This is a genomic window from Microcoleus sp. T3_A4 (assembly GCF_036700465.1).
In the GTDB taxonomy this organism is placed as follows: domain Bacteria; phylum Cyanobacteriota; class Cyanobacteriia; order Cyanobacteriales; family Microcoleaceae; genus Microcoleus.
On the sequence record NZ_JAUBOY010000021.1, the window covers coordinates 105,267 to 122,622 of the forward strand.

The 17,356-nt window shown below is 44.2% G+C and carries 12 protein-coding genes, 1 tRNA gene and 2 pseudogenes; 8 read left to right on the plus strand and 7 right to left on the minus strand.

The window, feature by feature from the left end:
* Position 1: 1 nt before the first annotated feature.
* From QUA07_RS13845 to QUA07_RS13865, 5 genes and pseudogenes are all read left to right on the plus strand, one after another.
* Positions 2 to 69, plus strand: a tRNA-Gly gene (locus tag QUA07_RS13845).
* A gap of 535 nt (positions 70 to 604) precedes the next feature.
* Positions 605 to 805, plus strand: a pseudogene (locus tag QUA07_RS13850) (DUF4277 domain-containing protein); the annotation flags it as partial.
* Positions 806 to 927: 122 nt separating this feature from the next.
* Positions 928 to 2,416 (plus strand): IS5 family transposase gene (locus QUA07_RS13855; RefSeq protein ID WP_333326022.1). Its coding sequence is split into 2 segments (ribosomal slippage): positions 928 to 1,650 and positions 1,652 to 2,416, totalling 1,488 coding nucleotides; the frame shifts between segments, so codons are not numbered across the junction.
* A gap of 48 nt (positions 2,417 to 2,464) precedes the next feature.
* Positions 2,465 to 3,943 (plus strand): annotated as a pseudogene (locus QUA07_RS13860) (IS1634 family transposase); the annotation flags it as partial.
* Between the two features lie 338 nt (positions 3,944 to 4,281).
* Positions 4,282 to 7,830 carry a PAS domain S-box protein gene (locus tag QUA07_RS13865; protein ID WP_333326025.1) on the plus strand — a complete coding sequence of 1,183 codons (3,549 nt, stop codon included), beginning with the start codon at positions 4,282 to 4,284 and terminating at the stop codon, positions 7,828 to 7,830.
* Between the two features lie 145 nt (positions 7,831 to 7,975).
* Here the strand turns inward: QUA07_RS13865 and QUA07_RS13870 are convergent, their stop codons facing one another.
* Positions 7,976 to 8,137, minus strand: coding sequence for a hypothetical protein (locus QUA07_RS13870; RefSeq protein ID WP_333084216.1), 162 nt, complete (start codon positions 8,135 to 8,137; stop codon positions 7,976 to 7,978).
* 7 nt (positions 8,138 to 8,144) lie between these two features.
* Positions 8,145 to 9,143 carry a hypothetical protein gene (locus tag QUA07_RS13875; RefSeq protein ID WP_333084218.1) on the minus strand — a complete coding sequence of 333 codons (999 nt, stop codon included), beginning with the start codon at positions 9,141 to 9,143 and terminating at the stop codon, positions 8,145 to 8,147.
* Between the two features lie 276 nt (positions 9,144 to 9,419).
* Between QUA07_RS13875 and QUA07_RS13880 the strand changes: the two genes are divergently transcribed.
* Both QUA07_RS13880 and QUA07_RS13885 read left to right on the plus strand, forming a co-directional pair.
* On the plus strand, positions 9,420 to 9,662 hold the full coding sequence (locus QUA07_RS13880; protein WP_293176868.1) for a helix-turn-helix domain-containing protein: 243 nt from the start codon (positions 9,420 to 9,422) through the stop codon (positions 9,660 to 9,662).
* 327 nt (positions 9,663 to 9,989) lie between these two features.
* Positions 9,990 to 10,580, plus strand: a complete 591-nt coding sequence (locus QUA07_RS13885; protein ID WP_333084219.1) for a helix-turn-helix transcriptional regulator — start codon at positions 9,990 to 9,992, stop codon at positions 10,578 to 10,580.
* A gap of 111 nt (positions 10,581 to 10,691) precedes the next feature.
* Here the strand turns inward: QUA07_RS13885 and arfB are convergent, their stop codons facing one another.
* From arfB to gnd, 3 genes are all read right to left on the minus strand, one after another.
* Positions 10,692 to 11,105, minus strand: coding sequence for an alternative ribosome rescue aminoacyl-tRNA hydrolase ArfB (arfB, locus tag QUA07_RS13890; protein ID WP_333038823.1), 414 nt, complete (start codon positions 11,103 to 11,105; stop codon positions 10,692 to 10,694).
* A 76-nt stretch (positions 11,106 to 11,181) separates the two neighbouring features.
* Positions 11,182 to 11,679, minus strand: a complete 498-nt coding sequence (locus QUA07_RS13895; protein WP_333326027.1) for a restriction endonuclease — start codon at positions 11,677 to 11,679, stop codon at positions 11,182 to 11,184.
* Positions 11,680 to 11,994: 315 nt separating this feature from the next.
* Complete coding sequence (gene gnd, locus QUA07_RS13900) at positions 11,995 to 13,449, minus strand: decarboxylating NADP(+)-dependent phosphogluconate dehydrogenase (RefSeq protein ID WP_333326029.1); 1,455 nt, start codon at positions 13,447 to 13,449, stop codon at positions 11,995 to 11,997.
* 293 nt (positions 13,450 to 13,742) lie between these two features.
* On the opposite strand from gnd, the gene QUA07_RS13905 reads away from it, so the two are divergent.
* Entirely contained in the window at positions 13,743 to 14,165 is a 423-nt protein-coding gene (locus QUA07_RS13905; protein ID WP_333075311.1) for a hypothetical protein, read from the plus strand.
* A 129-nt stretch (positions 14,166 to 14,294) separates the two neighbouring features.
* Here QUA07_RS13905 and QUA07_RS13910 read toward each other — a convergent pair whose 3' ends face one another.
* On the minus strand, positions 14,295 to 14,891 hold the full coding sequence (locus QUA07_RS13910; RefSeq protein WP_333326031.1) for a Uma2 family endonuclease: 597 nt from the start codon (positions 14,889 to 14,891) through the stop codon (positions 14,295 to 14,297).
* Positions 14,892 to 15,365: 474 nt separating this feature from the next.
* Positions 15,366 to 17,231 (minus strand): ABC transporter ATP-binding protein, encoded by a 1,866-nt coding sequence (locus QUA07_RS13915; RefSeq protein ID WP_333326033.1) that lies wholly within the window; start codon positions 17,229 to 17,231, stop codon positions 15,366 to 15,368.
* Between the last annotated feature and the right edge of the window lie 125 nt (positions 17,232 to 17,356).

Consider the following 17,356-nt stretch of genomic DNA (forward strand, 5'->3'; position numbering starts at 1 on the left):
CATAGCTCAGTTGGTTAGAGCACTACAATGCCATTGTAGGGGTCAGCGGTTCGAGTGCATTTCTTTCCATACCTAAAACCCGCCCACAAAGCGGGTTTTGTTGTTTCTACAACCAAACTGATAGATTTGGCATTCTCAATTAGGAATGACAGAATATGTCTAGGCCAGAGATTTAGTATAGTTGCCACGTTTTGTCGAGGCTGTTGCTGAGTAGTTGCGTAGTTTGCAGGAGTTAGGTGTTAAAGAAACGCTAGCCCGATTCTCGTCGGCACCATCCCCATCCGTGAACAAAGCGCAAGCAAGCAGAACAAGAAAGAGAACCACTGTGAGAACGCGATCGCCTTGCACGGTAACAAGCAGAAGCCGCTAACCGGATTCAAGACGAATTTTTAGCGGTGCTGTCCCATGAGTGGCGATCGCCCCTGTGCTTAAATACTGAATGACTTAGGTTTTGGGCATATTATATCCCACATTCCGCAGATATTCACGCAGATTTAATTTCAAAGAAATTCAGAATTGCCAAAACCTCAAATGATTGCTATGCAATCATTTGAGGTTTTTTTAAGGTATAATAATTTGTGCCAGTATAGCAACCTTCAAAACTATGAAAAAGCCCTCTGAAGCTATAAATATCGTAAATTTAGACCATTTGGGAATAGTAGCGGGGATCATAGATGAAATGGAATTGGTAGAAGAAGTCAACAAAAAAGTGGGAATAAAAATTAAAGAAACCCTCAGTCCAGGACAAGTAATGAAAGCAATGATTTTGAACGGATTGGGATTTTTGAGCGCCCCAATCTACCTAGGGCTTGCTGAATATATCGATCGCATATTACGTGGGCTGGGTTAAGAGAGCGTGCGATCGAGAGTCATCGCCGTGAAAAACAGGTAAAATAGGTCAAAAGCCGTGCATCACCACCTGCGAACGTGTACAGAAAAGCTGAGCTTGCTCCCCTCCAACCCTTAGACTTTGAACTAGCCAACGGGTCTAAATTGTCAGCCCTCAACCGTTGGGTAAAAATGGCCCAAATAGTCCCGTGGTCTGAATTTGAATCAGAATATGCGGCCAACTTCCCCGCAGCGCATGGTGCACCTGCCAAATCCTTTCGGATGGCATTGGGGGCATTAATTATCAAAGAAAAACTGGGAATCAGTGATCGCGAAACAGTAGAACAGATCCGGGAAAACCCCTATCTCCAATACTTCATCGGTCAATCAAGCTACAGCAATGAACTACCATTTGACCCATCTTTATTAGTACACTTTCGCCAAAGAATTAGTCCCAACCTAATTAATAAAGTGAACGAACGCATGGTAGAAAAAATGCGAGAAATCACGCCAGTCCCACCCGAAAAAAAAAAGGATTCGGACGAAAAAAATGAGTCAGCCCATCGCGGAAAATTAATCATAGATGCAACCTGTGCCCCAGCCGATATTAGTTATCCGACCGACTTAGGACTATTAAACAGAGCCAGAGTTCATACAGAAAAAATCCTAGACATCCTGTATAAACAAATCAAAGAAAAAATCCATAAAAAACCAAGAACCTACCGTAATTTAGCAATAAAAGACTACTTAGCAGTAGCGAAACAAAGACGACCCACTCGCAACAAAAGAAGACAGGCAATTAAAAAACAACTTCAATACATCACAAAGAAACCTAGCTCATATTGAACAGTTAATCGATTCAGGTGCGAGCCTAGGGTGTCTGAATAAAAAGCAATATAAAACCTTGCTAGTCCTCACAGAAGTAGCTCGCCAACAGCAATGGTTATTTGACAACAATAAACAGAGTATTGAGGATAGAATAGTAAGTTTAAGCCAACCCCACATCCGTCCGATAGTCAGAGGAAAAGCCGGAAAAAGCGTAGAGTTTGGAGCCAAACTATCAGCCAGTTGCTTTGAAGGATATATATTTTTAAACAGGATGAGCTGGGATAATTTTAACGAATCAGGAGACTTAAAAGCCCAAGTAGAAGCATATCATAGGTTCACAGGATATTATCCAGAATCAGTTCATGCAGATCGCATTTACCGTACAAGAGAAAACCGAGCATGGTGTAAAGAAAGAGGCATTAGAATTAGTGGGCCACCTCTAGGAAGACCCCCAGCAAATGTGAGTAAAGCAAAAAAGAAGCAAGCTTTAGAAGATGAAAGAATTAGAAATGCAATCGAGGGAAAGTTTGGGCAAGGGAAAAGAAGATTCGGTCTCAATAGAGTTATGGCTAAACTTGATAATACCTCTGGTACAGTTATTGCAATTACTTTTTTGGTAATGAACCTTGCTACCTGGTGGCGCCGGGTTTTTTGTGTGTTTTTCTGTCTATTTGGAAACAGAACACCTGTTTTTAGGTTGAAGATAATCCCCAATTATAATTGGGGGGACTCGCTCCAGAAAAAACTTATCTTTAACTGAGCTTTCAGATATCGTGAGCTCCTGCTCTTGGGTGGCGATCGATTATTCAGCAAACCCTACCTATTTGACACATTTTTTGTGGGAAAAGCAACAGAACATCTAATTGGAGAAGGAGTGACACCCGAACAATTAAATGATGACAGAATCGGGAGAGCTTTAGACAAATATCATCAAGCTGGAACCACAAAATTATTCACGGCAATTGCCCTGAAAGCAGCGATGAAATTTCAAGTATCAATGAAAAGCGTTCACCTAGATAGCAGTTCAATATCAGTAGAAGGAGCATACAAAAACTGTCAGGAAAAAAGCCAGGAAGTTGAGGCAGAATCTGAAGATACAGAATCTTCCATGAAAACCATAAAAATCGTTCATGGCTATTCAAGAGATCGAAGACCGGACCTCAAACAATTTATCATTGATACGATCGTAAGTGGAGATGGAGACGTACCATTATATCTCAAAATAGATGACGGAAATGCCGATGATAAAAGTGTCTTTGTAGAGAGATTAAAAGAATTTAAAAACCAGTGGACATTTGACGGAATCTGTGTAGCAGACAGTGCCTTGTACACAGCAGAAAATTTGTCAGCAATGGCAGGAATGAAATGGATAACAAGAGTACCATTAAGCATCAAATCAGCTCAAAATAAAATCTGCAACATTGAAGATAGTGACTGGGAAGACTCTCAAATAAAAGGCTATAAAATAGCAGCCCAAACGAGTGAGTATGCTGGCATCAAGCAAAGATGGCTAGTAATAGAAAGTGAAATCAGAAAGCAAGCAGATCTCAAAAAAATAGTAAAGCAAGTAGAGAAACAATTAGAATCAGCCAAAGCCAAACTGCGTAAGCTGTCCAGGCAAAAATTTGCTTGTATTTCCGATGCGGAAGCTGCCATAAAAAAGTTGTCACAATTATGGAAATATCACCAAATAACAGAAATTAAATCCCAAGAAAAAACAGTTAAAGGAACAAAAACCAATCTGAAAAAACTCGCTCGGACACAGACAAAAGTTTATCAAATTACGGGTGAAATAGAACCCAGAAATTCAGCGATTGAAGCGGAAAAAGTCAAAGCCGGGAGATTCATATTAGCCACAAATATCTTAGATGCTGAAGCAGTAACTAATCCACAGGTATTATCGGAATATAAAGCGCAGCAAAGTAATGAGAGAGGATTTAGATTTATCAAAGATCCGTTATTTTTTACTTCCAGCGTATTCGTGAAAAAGCCGGAGCGAGTTGAAGCAATCGGAATGATAATGGGACTGTGTTTGTTAGTATATAACCTGGCGCAAAGGAAATTGAGACAACAATTATCAGCTACCAACGAACGAGTGAAAAATCAGGTAAAGAAGTTGACCAATAAGCCGACAATGCGCTGGATATTTCAGATGTTTCAGGCGGTACATTTAGTGACGATAAATGGAGCGAAGCAAGTCAGTAATTTAACCCAAGAGCGTCAAGATATCTTGCGGCATTTAGGAGAGTATTGCTGTCAATACTATTTAATATTTTCAAGTGAATAACGATTGAGATCGAGGTGTAGATATTTGTGAATAATTTTCATTAATTAGTCAAGACAATTTGCTCTGGGCATAAGTTTTTTTGCTTCAAAATATGAGTGACCAGGATAAAATAGCAACATGAATATATGAGAAAAAATCAATTATTTTAACTAACTTAGTTTAGGTAAATTTGACAAGCTTCTGTAATGCTAAAACTGCATAATTTCATCCCAAAAGCGTTTCGCTTCCAAGTTTTCACAACTGATAAAAAAATCCGACCCACATCTGCGGAATGTGGGTTATATCTTGATTCCCTAACAATAGCTGGCATAATAGGTAAATAGGCAGGACTAACCGCAATGAATGTAGAACGTACACACTCCTTGAACGATCGAGAAGAGCTTACTGTAAATTTTCCTCAAGAGCTATGTACGGACTGCCAAGCACTCGAAGCAAGACGATTTGCGGTGATAGTCGATCACATGGCTGAGGCCTTTATTTCTATTAATTCAGAGTGGCACTGCACCTATGTCAACCATAAAGCAGAGCAGCTTTTAAACAGGAAGCGGCAACTCCTGATCGGCAAAAATATATGGACTATATTTTCGGTCGATCTTACCTCTGAGCTATATAAGTATTGTCATCGAGCGATCGCAACGCCAACGGCGATCGAGTTTGAAGAACATTACCCCTCACTCAACAAATGGTTGAGAATTCGCCTCATCAAGAGTGAAGATGGGTTACTTATTTACTTCCAAGACACTACTGAAACATCTCAACTCGATCGACAATTGAAAGCCGAAATCGCCAATTCGCAGCAGGTGGAAGCCAATCTTCAGAAAGAACAGGAGTTTTTGAAGGCCATCCTAAACAACGTTCAAGCTGGCATTGTGGCTTGCGATGCCGATGGCATATTGACGGTATTTAACCAAGCAGCTAAAGATTTTCATGGATTACCTCAGCAGCCAGTTCCACCGGCTCAATGGGCAGAGTATTATAACTTGTATTTGCCCGACGGCAAAACACCCATGAATACAGAGGATATTCCCCTGTTCCAGGCATTGCAAGGACAGAACGTTCGTGATGTGGAAATGATGATTATTCCGCAGCAGGGAACGGCGCGAATGCTGTTAGTAACTGGACAGGCGATTATAGCTCCAAACGGCGAAAAACAGGGTGCAGTTGTTGTGATGCACGACATTACACAACGCAAGCAGGCAGAAACTGCTCTGCGTGAGGGTGAAGCGCAATTATCCAGCATCTTCCAAACTATTCCTGATGGCATCACTATTTTAGATTCTACCGGAAAGATTATTGCCGCAAATAGGGCAGCAGAGAGGATTTTAAGATTGACTCGCAGCGACATTGTGGAGCGAGGCTATAAAGATCCATCCTGGTTCATTACAACAGTGGAGGGTCATCCTTTCCCAGAAGATGAACTGCCGTTTGCGAGGGTTATGCAAACAGGCAAGCCTGTTTATGGTATTGAACATGCGATTAGCCATGCCGATGGAACTCGCAGGATTCTCTCGATCAATGCTTCCCCTTTGTTTGACGCAGAGGGACAAATTATCAATATCATTGCTGCTTTCAGCGACATTACTGAACGCAAGCAAACCGAAGACGAACGAGTACAGCTTGTTCAAGAACAGGCAGCCCGTGCTTTAGCAGAGGTTTCTCAACAACAATCAGCATTTTTAGCCCAAGTGAGTGCTGTCCTTTCCTCTTCGCTAGAGTATGAACAAACTCTCCAAAGCGTTGCAAAGCTGGCAGTTCCTTATTTTGCAGATTGGTGTAGTGTCGATCTGCTGAATGACGATCGCACAATTGGTCGGGTTGCAGTTGCTCATTCAGATCCCGAAAAAGTGAAGTTTGGCTGGGAGTTGGCTCAACGCTTTCCCAGACATCTCGATGATGCGTATGGCATTGCTAAAGTCATGCAAACAGGACAGATTGAAATTGGGATTGAGATTACAGATGAACAGTTAGTTGCCACAGTGCCGAATGCTGAATACCTGGAAATCTTACGTGGAGTTGGGTTAAAGTCCTGCATCATTGCACCGCTACAGGCACGCGGGCGCGTGTTGGGTAGCATTACCTTTGTGTTTACGGAATCCGATCGCCGCTATCGCCTGGAAGACATTCCTTTGGCTGAAGATTTGGCTCAGCGAGCAGCGATCGCCATTGATAATGCTCGTCTCTATAATGAAACACAACAAGCGAAATTAGCCGCCGAACTCGCTGCTAACCGGACGGCTCGACTGCTGGCGGTGATGACAGCTTTGTCTGAATCGCTAACCTCGGCTCAAGTGGCTCAGGTGATTATTGAACAGGGAATGTCCGCACTCGGAGCAAGTTCTGGTTTGGTTGCCGTATTAAACCAGGATGCGAGCGAACTGGAGATTATTCAAGCGATCGGGTATGAGCATATAGGAGAATTTCAGCGCAGTTTTTCAATTCATGCACCCTATCCTCTGGCAGAAGCTGTGCGAAGTGGGCAACCTGTTTGGGTAGAAACTATTGAAAACCGAATTGCCCGTTATCCTCATTTAGCTGAAGCTTATGCCAAGGCTGGTTCAGAAGCCTGGATTTCCGTGCCATTGTTGATTGAAGGACAAGCCGTTGGTGGGCTCTCGCTCGGTTTTTCGACCGTTCCCCAGCTCTCCGAGAGCGATCGGGCTTTCGTTTTGGCATTGGCACAGCAGTCGGCGCAGTCGATCGACCGAGCACGGCTCTACGAGTCAGAATCGCAAGCACGGACACAAGCAGAAGCAGCTAACCGAATTAAAGATGAGTTCTTAGCTGTCTTGTCGCACGAATTGCGAACTCCGTTGAATCCAATTTTGGGTTGGACTCGACTGCTGCGAAGGGGAACCCTGGATTCTGGCAAGACGGCGGTAGCTCTCGAAACCATTGAACGCAATACCCAGTTGCAAGTTCAACTGATTGAGGATTTGCTGGATATTTCTCGGATTCTGCAAGGGAAGCTGAGTTTGAACTCTTCTCCTATTAATTTGAAAACAACTCTTAAAGCCGCGATCGAAACAGTTAGTTTAGCCGCCGAAGCGAAAAACCTTCAAATTCAAACTCAGCTAGAACCCAATGTCGGCGATGTGTTAGGAGATGCTACCCGATTGCAACAGGTTGTCTGGAATTTGCTCACGAATGCCATTAAGTTCACCCCAACTGGAGGTAGAGTTGAAGTTGAGCTAAAAACGATTGATTCCTATGCTCAAATTCAAGTCAGGGATACAGGAAAAGGGATTAAGCCAGAATTTATTCCCTATGTCTTTGACACATTTCGACAAGCTGATAGCAGTATTACGAGAACCTTTGGTGGGTTAGGGCTGGGATTAGCGATCGTGCGTCACGTCGTTGAGCTACATGGTGGAATTGTCAAAGCCGAAAGTTTTGGAGAAGGACAGGGAGCAACATTTACTGTCACACTTCCCTTATTAGCCAGAAGCAATGACGTAAACAGTGACCACAACGATAATCTATCACTCAAAGCTCACACTTCACCCTTGGCTAGATTATGTATCCTGGCCGTCGATGACGAAGTAGACAATTTAGAGTTAGTTCAATGTATTTTGGAGCAAGCGGGAGCCACAGTGATCTCTGTATCTTCAGCAAAAGATGCGCTACAAAAGCTCAATGAATTGAAGCCAGATGTTTTGATTGCTGATATTGGGATGCCACAAATTGATGGCTATATGTTGATTAGTCAAGTCAGACAACTATCCACACAGGAGGGAGGAGAGATTCCCGCGATCGCCCTGACAGCGTATGCAGGTGAGACAAATCAACAGCAAGCACTAGCAGCCGGATTTCAAAGGCATCTTCCCAAGCCTGTCGATCCTGAAACGTTAGTGGAGACAATTGAGCTATTGCTTCATCACATCGAGTAATATTAATTTCGCTTGCACCATCCGTGATTAATATAATTCATCTGCATTAATCTGTGTTTATCTGCTCCTACATCTCCAAATCATATCAAATCCGATCGCCAGTCGATCTAAGGACACGGCACTGCGCCGTGTCCTTAGCCGTAACTTACCTGTGACAGCCTTGGGCGATCGCCTTCAACACCGCTAGCCGCACTTCTGGATGAGATTTCTCAAGCCCGTTCGCCCGAAAAACCCAGTGTCCGCCGCCCGCGTGCTCGATCGCAATTTTCTGTCCGTCAGGCAAAACTATTTGCCACCAATTCAACACACTGGCTTTAATAAGGTGGCACTGAATTTCGTTCAGTTGAGCCTCCATTAATTTCAGTTGACGCATGATTGGATTTTGGGCAGATGACTTCATGATTTTTCTCATTAAATGAATTCGACTGTTTCTCGGCTTGGATTTCAGTTTGCCGATTTTTGAACTTAACTTCACCTTCCGAAGTTTTTGCCTTAACTTCCCTTTCCGAAGTTTTCGCCTTCACTTCCCTTTTACCACCTTTAGGCTCAACTTTGACTCCAAAACCTTTAGACTTAACTTTTCCTGGGGCAGAAGTTGAAGTCTGTTCCGTGGCCGGCTTCTTAAACTCCGCGTCTAATTGGTCTAAAATCTCCTCTTGTTCGGGAGTATGTTCCGCTGGCTGCTCTAAATTGCTGGGATTGTATTCGCCAACCAACCTTGCCAAAAATTCCGAAATTGACAGTCCGGCTGCGGCTGCTTTTTTCGTTAAAAGGGCGTAGGTGTCGGTTTTTATGCGAATTTGTTTGAGCCGGAGGTTGGGATTGTTGTCAACGGTTTCGGCAATAGTTACTGCGGTAATCCTTTCTTTTGGTATGACATCGACAACTTCTTGCCACTTTTCCTGTAAACGACAGTCGCCATATTGGTCGGTAATTGCGTGTTTGAACAAAGGGACAACTTGAGCAACGCAGCTAGGCAAAATCTCAAATCCTGCTTTAATTAAGCGCAGGCAAATACTCGCAGCTTTGATAATTTGTGTGCAGTAAAAATATTGCCGACCTAATGCTTGTTCGCAGTAACTTTTAAAAGTTTTGAACTTGTCTTTGTACAATCGCAGCTTTCGGATCGCGTCCAGCATGATTCCTTGACGCACGTAGTCGAGAAATCCCCTTTTAATTTCGCCTGTCAGATAGTCTAAATCGTGAAAGGGAGATTGATTCTGGATTTCTTCTTCAAAGTCTAGCAGCGGGCCTGCAAAGTGAAAGTTGGAGGCGACATCGCCTAGGTAGAAGTTGTCAATTGATGTGGACATGATCTGGAATGGTTCGAGAAAGGGCACGATAGCACGGAAGTTGTGCGATCGCAAAGGAGAAGTTTTGGTCTATATCTTTGATACAATTTTGAGTTGGGCTGTCTTGTGAGGTCGATCGACCTTTTACATGGCATCACCTCAAGGCGGTTATTCAAAACTGCAGGTTTTGGCTGTTCGGCCTGACCGACCAGCTTTTGTTCTGTCACTTGTGTCTCATTATGAGATGTCGATTTAGATTTGTCAAGTATGACATCTCAATTTGAGATTTATGTTACAATGTCATCAAGAAAAGAACGAAGACAGGAGGGCAATTCACCATTGGAAGCCCTAAGAATCAACAAAACAGACTTATCACAAGATGAGTTTGCTTTTAGATGCGGGATTCCCCGGGCCACGTATCATAGATGGATATCTGGAGCCACAGAACCAAAATTTTCTCTCTTTCAGTTGAAAGCTATTTGCCGAGAACTAAAAATAGAAAAAATCGATGAACTTCCAGAGAGCTTTGGGCCGAATTAGCAATTAAATTAAACCAACAGTTAAAAAATTATTACTGCTGATACAATTTTGAGTTGGGCTGTCTTGTGAGGTCGATCGACCTTTTACATAGCACCACCTCCTCGGCGTTGAGAAAAAAGGGGCTTGAGGTATGCGCCCAACCCCCGAAAATACGCTTGGGTATGCAAGCACAATTGATAGACGCTACAAATAAGGCAGTTCTTCAAACCTGCATTTTGACCTTGGAGGCTCGCCCGGTTGCCTTTGTTTTGCCTATCTACTAGCAGTTTAGTGCCAGATTTCAATTTTGTCAAGCACTATTTTGCTAGCAATTAACTGCTATAATTGATGGAAGCTAAAGATCAAGAAACCATAACCTTGAAAAACCTTAGAGAAAGTGCAAATTTGACCCAACCTGAACTTAGTCGTCGAATGGGGGTAGGAATTCGCATTATTGGCGATTGGGAACGAGGAGAATCCATTCCGCGCTTCGATCGCGTCATTGCTCTGGCGCGCGAGCTAGGCGTACCTCTAAAAACACTTGCTAGATGTATGGGATTAGACGTAGCCAAAATTCCCGATGACCTACAAGCATTAAGTGTACTTCATCTTTCGGCGGAGGTCAAGAAGCTAGAAGCCGTGAAACAAGCTTCATGTATTGTGGCAGAAAATTCGCAAGAAAAGGAAAAGTCTCCATTAAGGCTTCTCAGAGAACAAGCTGGTCTAACCCGCCCTCAAGTCAAACAACATATCGGCGTTTCTGAGCGGATGCAAGCTGACTGGGAATCAGGAAAGTCCCTGCCAACTGTTGAAAACGTAGCTGCACTGGCTAACCTGTACCAGGTTTCTCTAAAAACTATGTTTGAGCTTTTAGGATTAGACGTAACCAAAATTCCCGATGACTTACCAAGTCGTGAGCCCTCACCGAACGACAACTAACCTGCAGGGGTTCGTCCATGTCTAGGGAAATGGGTTTGAGTCATGCACCCAAGCCCGGAAAATACTAAGGCTATAACTAAAAACTCAGAAGCCCGATCGACCTTTCATCGATCAATCCGTGACTTTCCCTCTCAAAGCTTTAATCTGCCCTCGCTTGGTTTTGCTGTCGAGACGCTTGCGCTGGGAACTACGAGTTGCTTTGCTGGGTTTGCGCCTTTTCGGTATGACGATCGCACTTTTAATCAGTTCTTGCAGCCGTCTCAAAGCCTCCTCCCGGTTTTGTTCCTGGCTGCGGTGTTCCTGGGCCTTGATGACAATCACACCTTCGGAGGTGATGCGCTGGTCGTTGATTTGCAACAAACGCTCCTTGTAGCGATCGGGCAATGAGGAAGCTGGGATATCAAAGCGCAAGTGAATCGCACTCGCGACCTTATTTACATTTTGCCCCCCCGCGCCTTGAGAGCGAATCGCACTAATCTCGATTTCGCGATCGTCTATGAACACAGTGTTAGAAATTTGTAGCATGATTCATCAGTGAGATAAAAGATACGGGGAAAGCAGTGCATCTTTTATATATATATAACTTAATTTAGTAGATCAATTATTTACACTTCTTAGCTGTCAGGATGAATTCGATGAGTTTTTTTCTATCCCATAACTCTATGTCGTTAGATTCAGCAAGGTTGTAAGCATTTTCGGTAAATCTGTTGTTGGTGATGACTCTTCCTTTATTTCCGTTGTAATGTCTGACGGCTCCTGCTACTTCTTGAACTGCTTTAATCCCAACGGGATTTTTGCTTCTTTTCGCTTGAACCACGGTTTTTGCTCCATCTTTGTATAAAATTAAATCCGCCCCATAATCTTGACTATCTTGAGTTAAAGTAACACCATAACCAAAATTTCTAAAATGGACATCGAGAAATCTTTCAAACTCTTTTCCTGTCATTTCATCTACTTCCAAAATGCCACTGTCTAATAAACGTTTTTTGTCCTCTTCTTCTTTTCTCTCTTCTTCTTTCTCTTCTTCTTTCCATCTATCAACTACCGATTTTGCAATAGCAACTGCAACGGCAGCGCCTCCTACTATAAAAGGCCACATAATATTACATTGATTTAAAAGGATTATTTATTATACCAGATTTACTCAGTATAGTTATCTCCCAAGATCACAAGCACATTGTGATCTTAATTACTGATAAATTAAACGTAAAATCCTCTTCTTTTAAGACCCTGACCTTGGACTGGGGCTTTTTGTCTGCACTCAAGTTCAAGTATTATTGACACAGTTAGGCGATCGCCCGATCGCTCTTTAACGACGAATATATTAAAACCTATCTCAAAAACAAACGTCAAAACAATTTGCAACCCCAGAATAATTAGTAAGGTGCGCCGAAACGCACCCTACAAAAATTAATTAGTCCGTACTACCAGTTTGCAGCGACTCTTTAGCAGTCTGTGTCCACTCAGAGTGGAAGAATTCACCGCGCGGTTTGTCGGTGCGTTCGTAGGTGTGAGCCCCGAAATAATCCCGCTGAGCTTGCGTGAGGTTTTGTGGCAATCTTTCGCGCCGGTAGCTATCAAAATAGTCGAGCGAGGCGCTAAATGCTGGCACTGCAATCCCCAGTTGGCAAGCAGTAGCTAACACGTCCCGCCAAGCTGATTGGCGATCGAGAATGCTCTGTTTGAACTCCGGCGCTAACAGCAAATTCGGCAACGTGGGGTCGTCCTTGAAAGCTGTTTTAATCTTGTCCAAAAATCCAGCCCGAATAATACAGCCACCCTTCCAAATTCGGGAAATTTCGCTCAAACTCAAGTCATAGTTGTACGACTTCGAGGCTGCGCTTAAAAGCGCCATGCCTTGCGCGTAGGAGCAAATCTTCGAGCAGTAAAGCGCATCCCGAACTTTGTTCACAAACTCTTTAGTATCGCCTTCGTACTTGCCGCTAGGCCCGGTCAGTTCTTGGGAAGCTTTGATGCGCTCGTCTTTGTAAGAAGACATGATTCTGGCATTCACAGCAGCGATAATTGTGGGAATGCTCACGCCCAATTCCAAAGCACTCATTACAGTCCAGCGGCCGGTACCTTTTTGCCCGGCTGCGTCCATAATTACCTCAACTAAGGGTTGCTTAGTTTCCGGGTCAATGTACTTGAAAATGTTAGCCGTAATTTCAATCAAAAACGAGTTGAGTTCGTCTGTTGTATTCCATTCGGCAAAAACTTCCTGCAATTGCTGGCCGTTCAATCCACCAACGTTTTTGAGCAAATCGTAGGCTTCAGCAATGAGCTGCATATCCCCGTACTCAATACCGTTGTGAACCATCTTCACGTAGTGGCCAGCGCCACCGGGGCCGATGAATGTGACGCAGGGGCCGTCATCTACTTGAGCGGCAATTTTGGTGAGAATTGGCTCTAGTAGACCGTAAGCAGTGCGGGTGCCACCGGGCATCAAGCTAGCACCATTCAGCGCGCCTTCTTCGCCGCCGCTGATGCCCATGCCGACAAATCCCAGTCCCATCGATTCTAAATCTTTGGTGCGGCGTTCGGTGTCGTCGTAGAGCGAGTTGCCCCCGTCAATAATCATGTCGCCCGGTGACAGCATGGGTTTGAGCTGGTCGATGACCGCATCTACGGGTTTCCCAGCTTGCACCATGACTAAGATTCGGCGTGGGGTTTCTAGGGCATCGACGAATTCTGTCAGAGTCTTGGCGGCTACAATGTTCTTGCCGGGGGCGCGTAGGGCCATGAAGTCGTCGGTTTTGGCTGCGGTGCGGTTGTATACAGCCACGGAGAAGCCTCTGCTTTCGACGTTGAGCGCTAGGTTTTCGCCCATCACTGCTAGACCGATTAAACCAAAATTTTGCTTTGTCATGCTAATAACCCGCTGGTTGTTCCCGCTTGATGATAGGTTTGCGAGAGAGGAAAGCGAGGCGGGGTGTACCGCTTTCCGGTGGACTAAAAGTATTGGACAATAGACCTAGGAGGTTTAGGTTTATTTTTATATTCTCAGAATTGCTGTTTGGTAAATCAGTAGGGTTTTTTTAAGATTTAAGGGATATTAATGACGCGGGCAGGTGATGATAAGGCAGGTATTATGTCGATCGCGGTAACGGTAGATACAAACAAGCGGACATTTTGAGGAAAATTGAGGAGACTGTTTTAACTATGGAAGATTTGCAGTATCTCGCGGCCTGGGTGAAGGAGCAACACGCTCGCGAGTATATTTTGACTTGGCTGCTGAGTCAGCAGGGGCTGTGGTGGTCTGATGGGGATATTTATCAGGCCGTTTTGCAAAAGTCGGGAAAGCTTTTGAAAGCTTATGTTCAAAAAAGGCAAGCGGGAGAGTTATTTGAGGGAATTTCTGAGAAGTTGGGAGGAGATGATAATTGGGATGATTTGGCGGCGAGTTTGGCGCGGATTCTTGCGGTTTATCAGGAGGAATTATCGCATTTGCAAGAGCGCGATCGCAAGGGGGATGGGGTAAAAAAAAATTTGATTAGCCAACCGTTGACTGGAGATCCTTTGCCGCTTTTGGAGGTGCAGCAAGCTTTGCCCGATCCTTATGCGGATACCTTGACGGGGAGATAATTGCTCATCATTTTTGTGGATGGAGGCTCATCTGAGAAACCGGGTTTCTTCCCTTATTTCTCATACTCAACCCAAATTGTCGCCGAAACCCGGTTTCTCGCCACTTGGGCGACAGTTCTGGATCTAGATTCAAGGATTGAGAATAGGTGTAATATCTAGAAGAAATCCGGGAAGTACATCTTCACCCGAAAGTGTAGGCGGTTGGTCAAAAGAGAAATTAATCACTTCTGCTACATCTTCAGACAACCGATAGATTTCTACTAAAGGCGTTTGGGGGTCAATTAGCCAACCTAAGCGACAGCCGTTAGTTCGATAATACCGCATTTTAGCCCGCAATGTTTCTAGGGAATCACTTTGCGAGCGTAATTCTATTATAAAGTCCGGGCACAGGGGAGGAAATTTGCGCTTATCTTCTGCAGATAATGCTTCCCAACGTTCTAGGAGTACCCAAGCAGCATCAGGGGAACGCTTCGCACCGTTAGGTAATTGAAAGACGGTGGAAGAGTCAAAAACTTTTCCCAATCGAGTCTGACGATTCCACAAACCGAGTCCCAGGTTTAGATCGGAATTTCTGATGCCGTTTTCGCCGCCTGTTGGAGGCATAATAATTAGTTCTCCTTCGGGGGTTTGTTCTAATCGCCACTCTTCATTAGCGATGGACAATTGATAAAATTGTTCGTCGGTTAAAGCGACGGCTGCAGGTAGGTTGAGAGTTATAGTTTCCATCGTTGATATTATCGCCAACTAGGTTGGTTTTATTATAGATCGCACTTTCTGAAAATTTTCTCAAAAAGATCGCACGCTCAGAAACCGGGTTTCTTTCGATATTTCTCGTACTCAACTGAAAATTGTCGCAGAAACTCGGTTTCTCGCCACGCAGCTAATCCCAGGAACCGGGTTTCTTCCGATATTTCTCGTACTCAACTGAAAATTGTCGCAGAAACTCGGTTTCTCGCCACCCAACGAGAGAAATTAGATCGCAAATCCGCGATAATTTATCACAATCACCCGCGCCAAAATCCTCACGCTAACCGACAAGTCCGCCGGGGGTTGAAAACCCCCGTCTCATAGCGAAAGTCCTCTCAAAGAGGACTGAAAGACTGATTTTTGAACAAGCATTGCAATATCTCCCCAGTCGGTTTCAACCGACTTTCGCTATGAGACAGGGGTTTTAACCCCTGGCGGACTGTTTGTTTAACTCTAAATATAGCTGCTAGCTTGACGGGTAAACATTGAGCAGTAAATTCCGTTTGATGCGATCAATTCGTCGTGAGTTCCTATTTCTGCTATTTTACCGTTTTCCATGACGGCGATACGATCGGCAATTTTGGCCAATCCCAACCTGTGACTGATGACAATCGTGGTTTTCCCGGCGGCTATTTGACGGAATATGCTGTAAATTTCGTGTTCTGTCTTGGGGTCGAGGGCGGCGGTTGGTTCGTCAAAAATTAGCACTTCGGCTGTAGAAAGCCGCATTAAGGCGCGGGCGATCGCAATTCTTTGCCACTGTCCCCCCGATAAGTCGATGCCGTCTTCTAATTGTTTCCCCAACGGTGTTTCTAAACCTTGCTCTAAACTGTTGACTTTAGCTGCAATTCCTGCTTCAGAAATAGCTTCGTTAATTGCGCTGTCATCTGACAGGGAAAGCAAGTCGCCGAAACCGACGTTTTCGCGGACTGTGGAGGGGAAACGAGCGTAATCTTGCATAACGACGGCGATGCGCGATCGCACGTATGCTAGAGAGTACGATCGCAAATCTTTGCCATTCCAGGCGATCGTACCACTTGTCGGGTCGTACAGGCGACCGAGGAGTTTGCCAAGGGTGGTTTTACCCGCGCCATTTTCACCAACAAGCACTAGCATTTCACCCGGATTAATCGTTAAGTTGATATCTTCAACCGTGCTTTTATTGCTACCGGGATAGCAAAAAGATAGATGCTTAATCTCGATGCCAATTTTATCTTTTGTGGGGTGGGAATCTTGCCCGCCATCTGGTAAACTAGGCAGGCGAGATGCCACATCCACAAGCGGAGACTGCAATTCTGGTTTCAGTTCTAACAGTTGAAAAATCGGACTAACACCGAGGGAAATATCGTACAAATTAGCATAATTGCCTATAAGTAATTGCAAACTTTGCTCCACCTGAACAATCAAACCAGAATAAAGCGCCAAATCTCCCAAAGTATAGCGACCACCCAAAGCTCCAATTACCACATAAACAAATGGCAAAGCTACTCCTACTCTACTAAAGACTGACCACAAAAGTAAAACAATTGCTCCTTTTTTTCGGATTTGCTGCATCTCGCTAAAAAACTGCAAAAACTGACCCTGCCAGCGTTTGAGCCAAAGTTCCTGCAACCCAAACAAACGCAATTCTTTAGCATATTCTTCCCCCGTCAAGACTCTAGCGGATAAGTTCATTTCACGAGTTATTTTAGCTTGCTTTCTTTGAACTCTCCAGATGATTTTGCTATATTTTCTTTGGATGTAAATTGAGGGGCAGGATGAAATCAACATCAGCACTGGCACCCACCAAGCTATGGCAGCAGCAAGGCCTATCGATGGAATAAATATAAAAATTCCCGTGACTGTCATGCTGATGGTAAAGGCTAGTTGCTGTATTTTGAATACTCCCGTTTTGGCTAGTTCTACTATATTTAATAGTTCGGGGTTTTCAAAGAGGGCAATATCGTCGAAATTGGCGACTTTTTCGATGACTTTTCCTTCGACAAAGCCTTGAACGCGATCGCGCAAAGATGTCGAGACAAAAGAGCCCATTGTGTCTAGGGCATCGCCGACTAACCTGAGACTTAAGACTCCGGCAATACTCCACAGCAATATTGGCCGGGAAAGCATCAAAGCAAAAGGCTGTGCTGTTTGGGTTTGCGATAGCAACCGAGATACTTCATCAATGATTAATTTATCTAAAAAAAGCACGGCAGATGGGGCAGCACCGCCGATGATGTTGAGTATTATTAAATTTCGGAGTTCTATTGGTGCGGCTTTGATTATCAGGCCTAGGCTGCGCCACAAAGCTTGGAATGTGGTAATTTGGATGGGTTGCATAGTTTGTGGGTAGGTGTCGGGTCTACTCATCCCCGGACGGTATATTATCAATACTCCGGACAGTTTTTAAGCAGCCAGAGTACCATAAGACAAGACTGAAGGAAGGTTAGGGTGATTTAAAATCA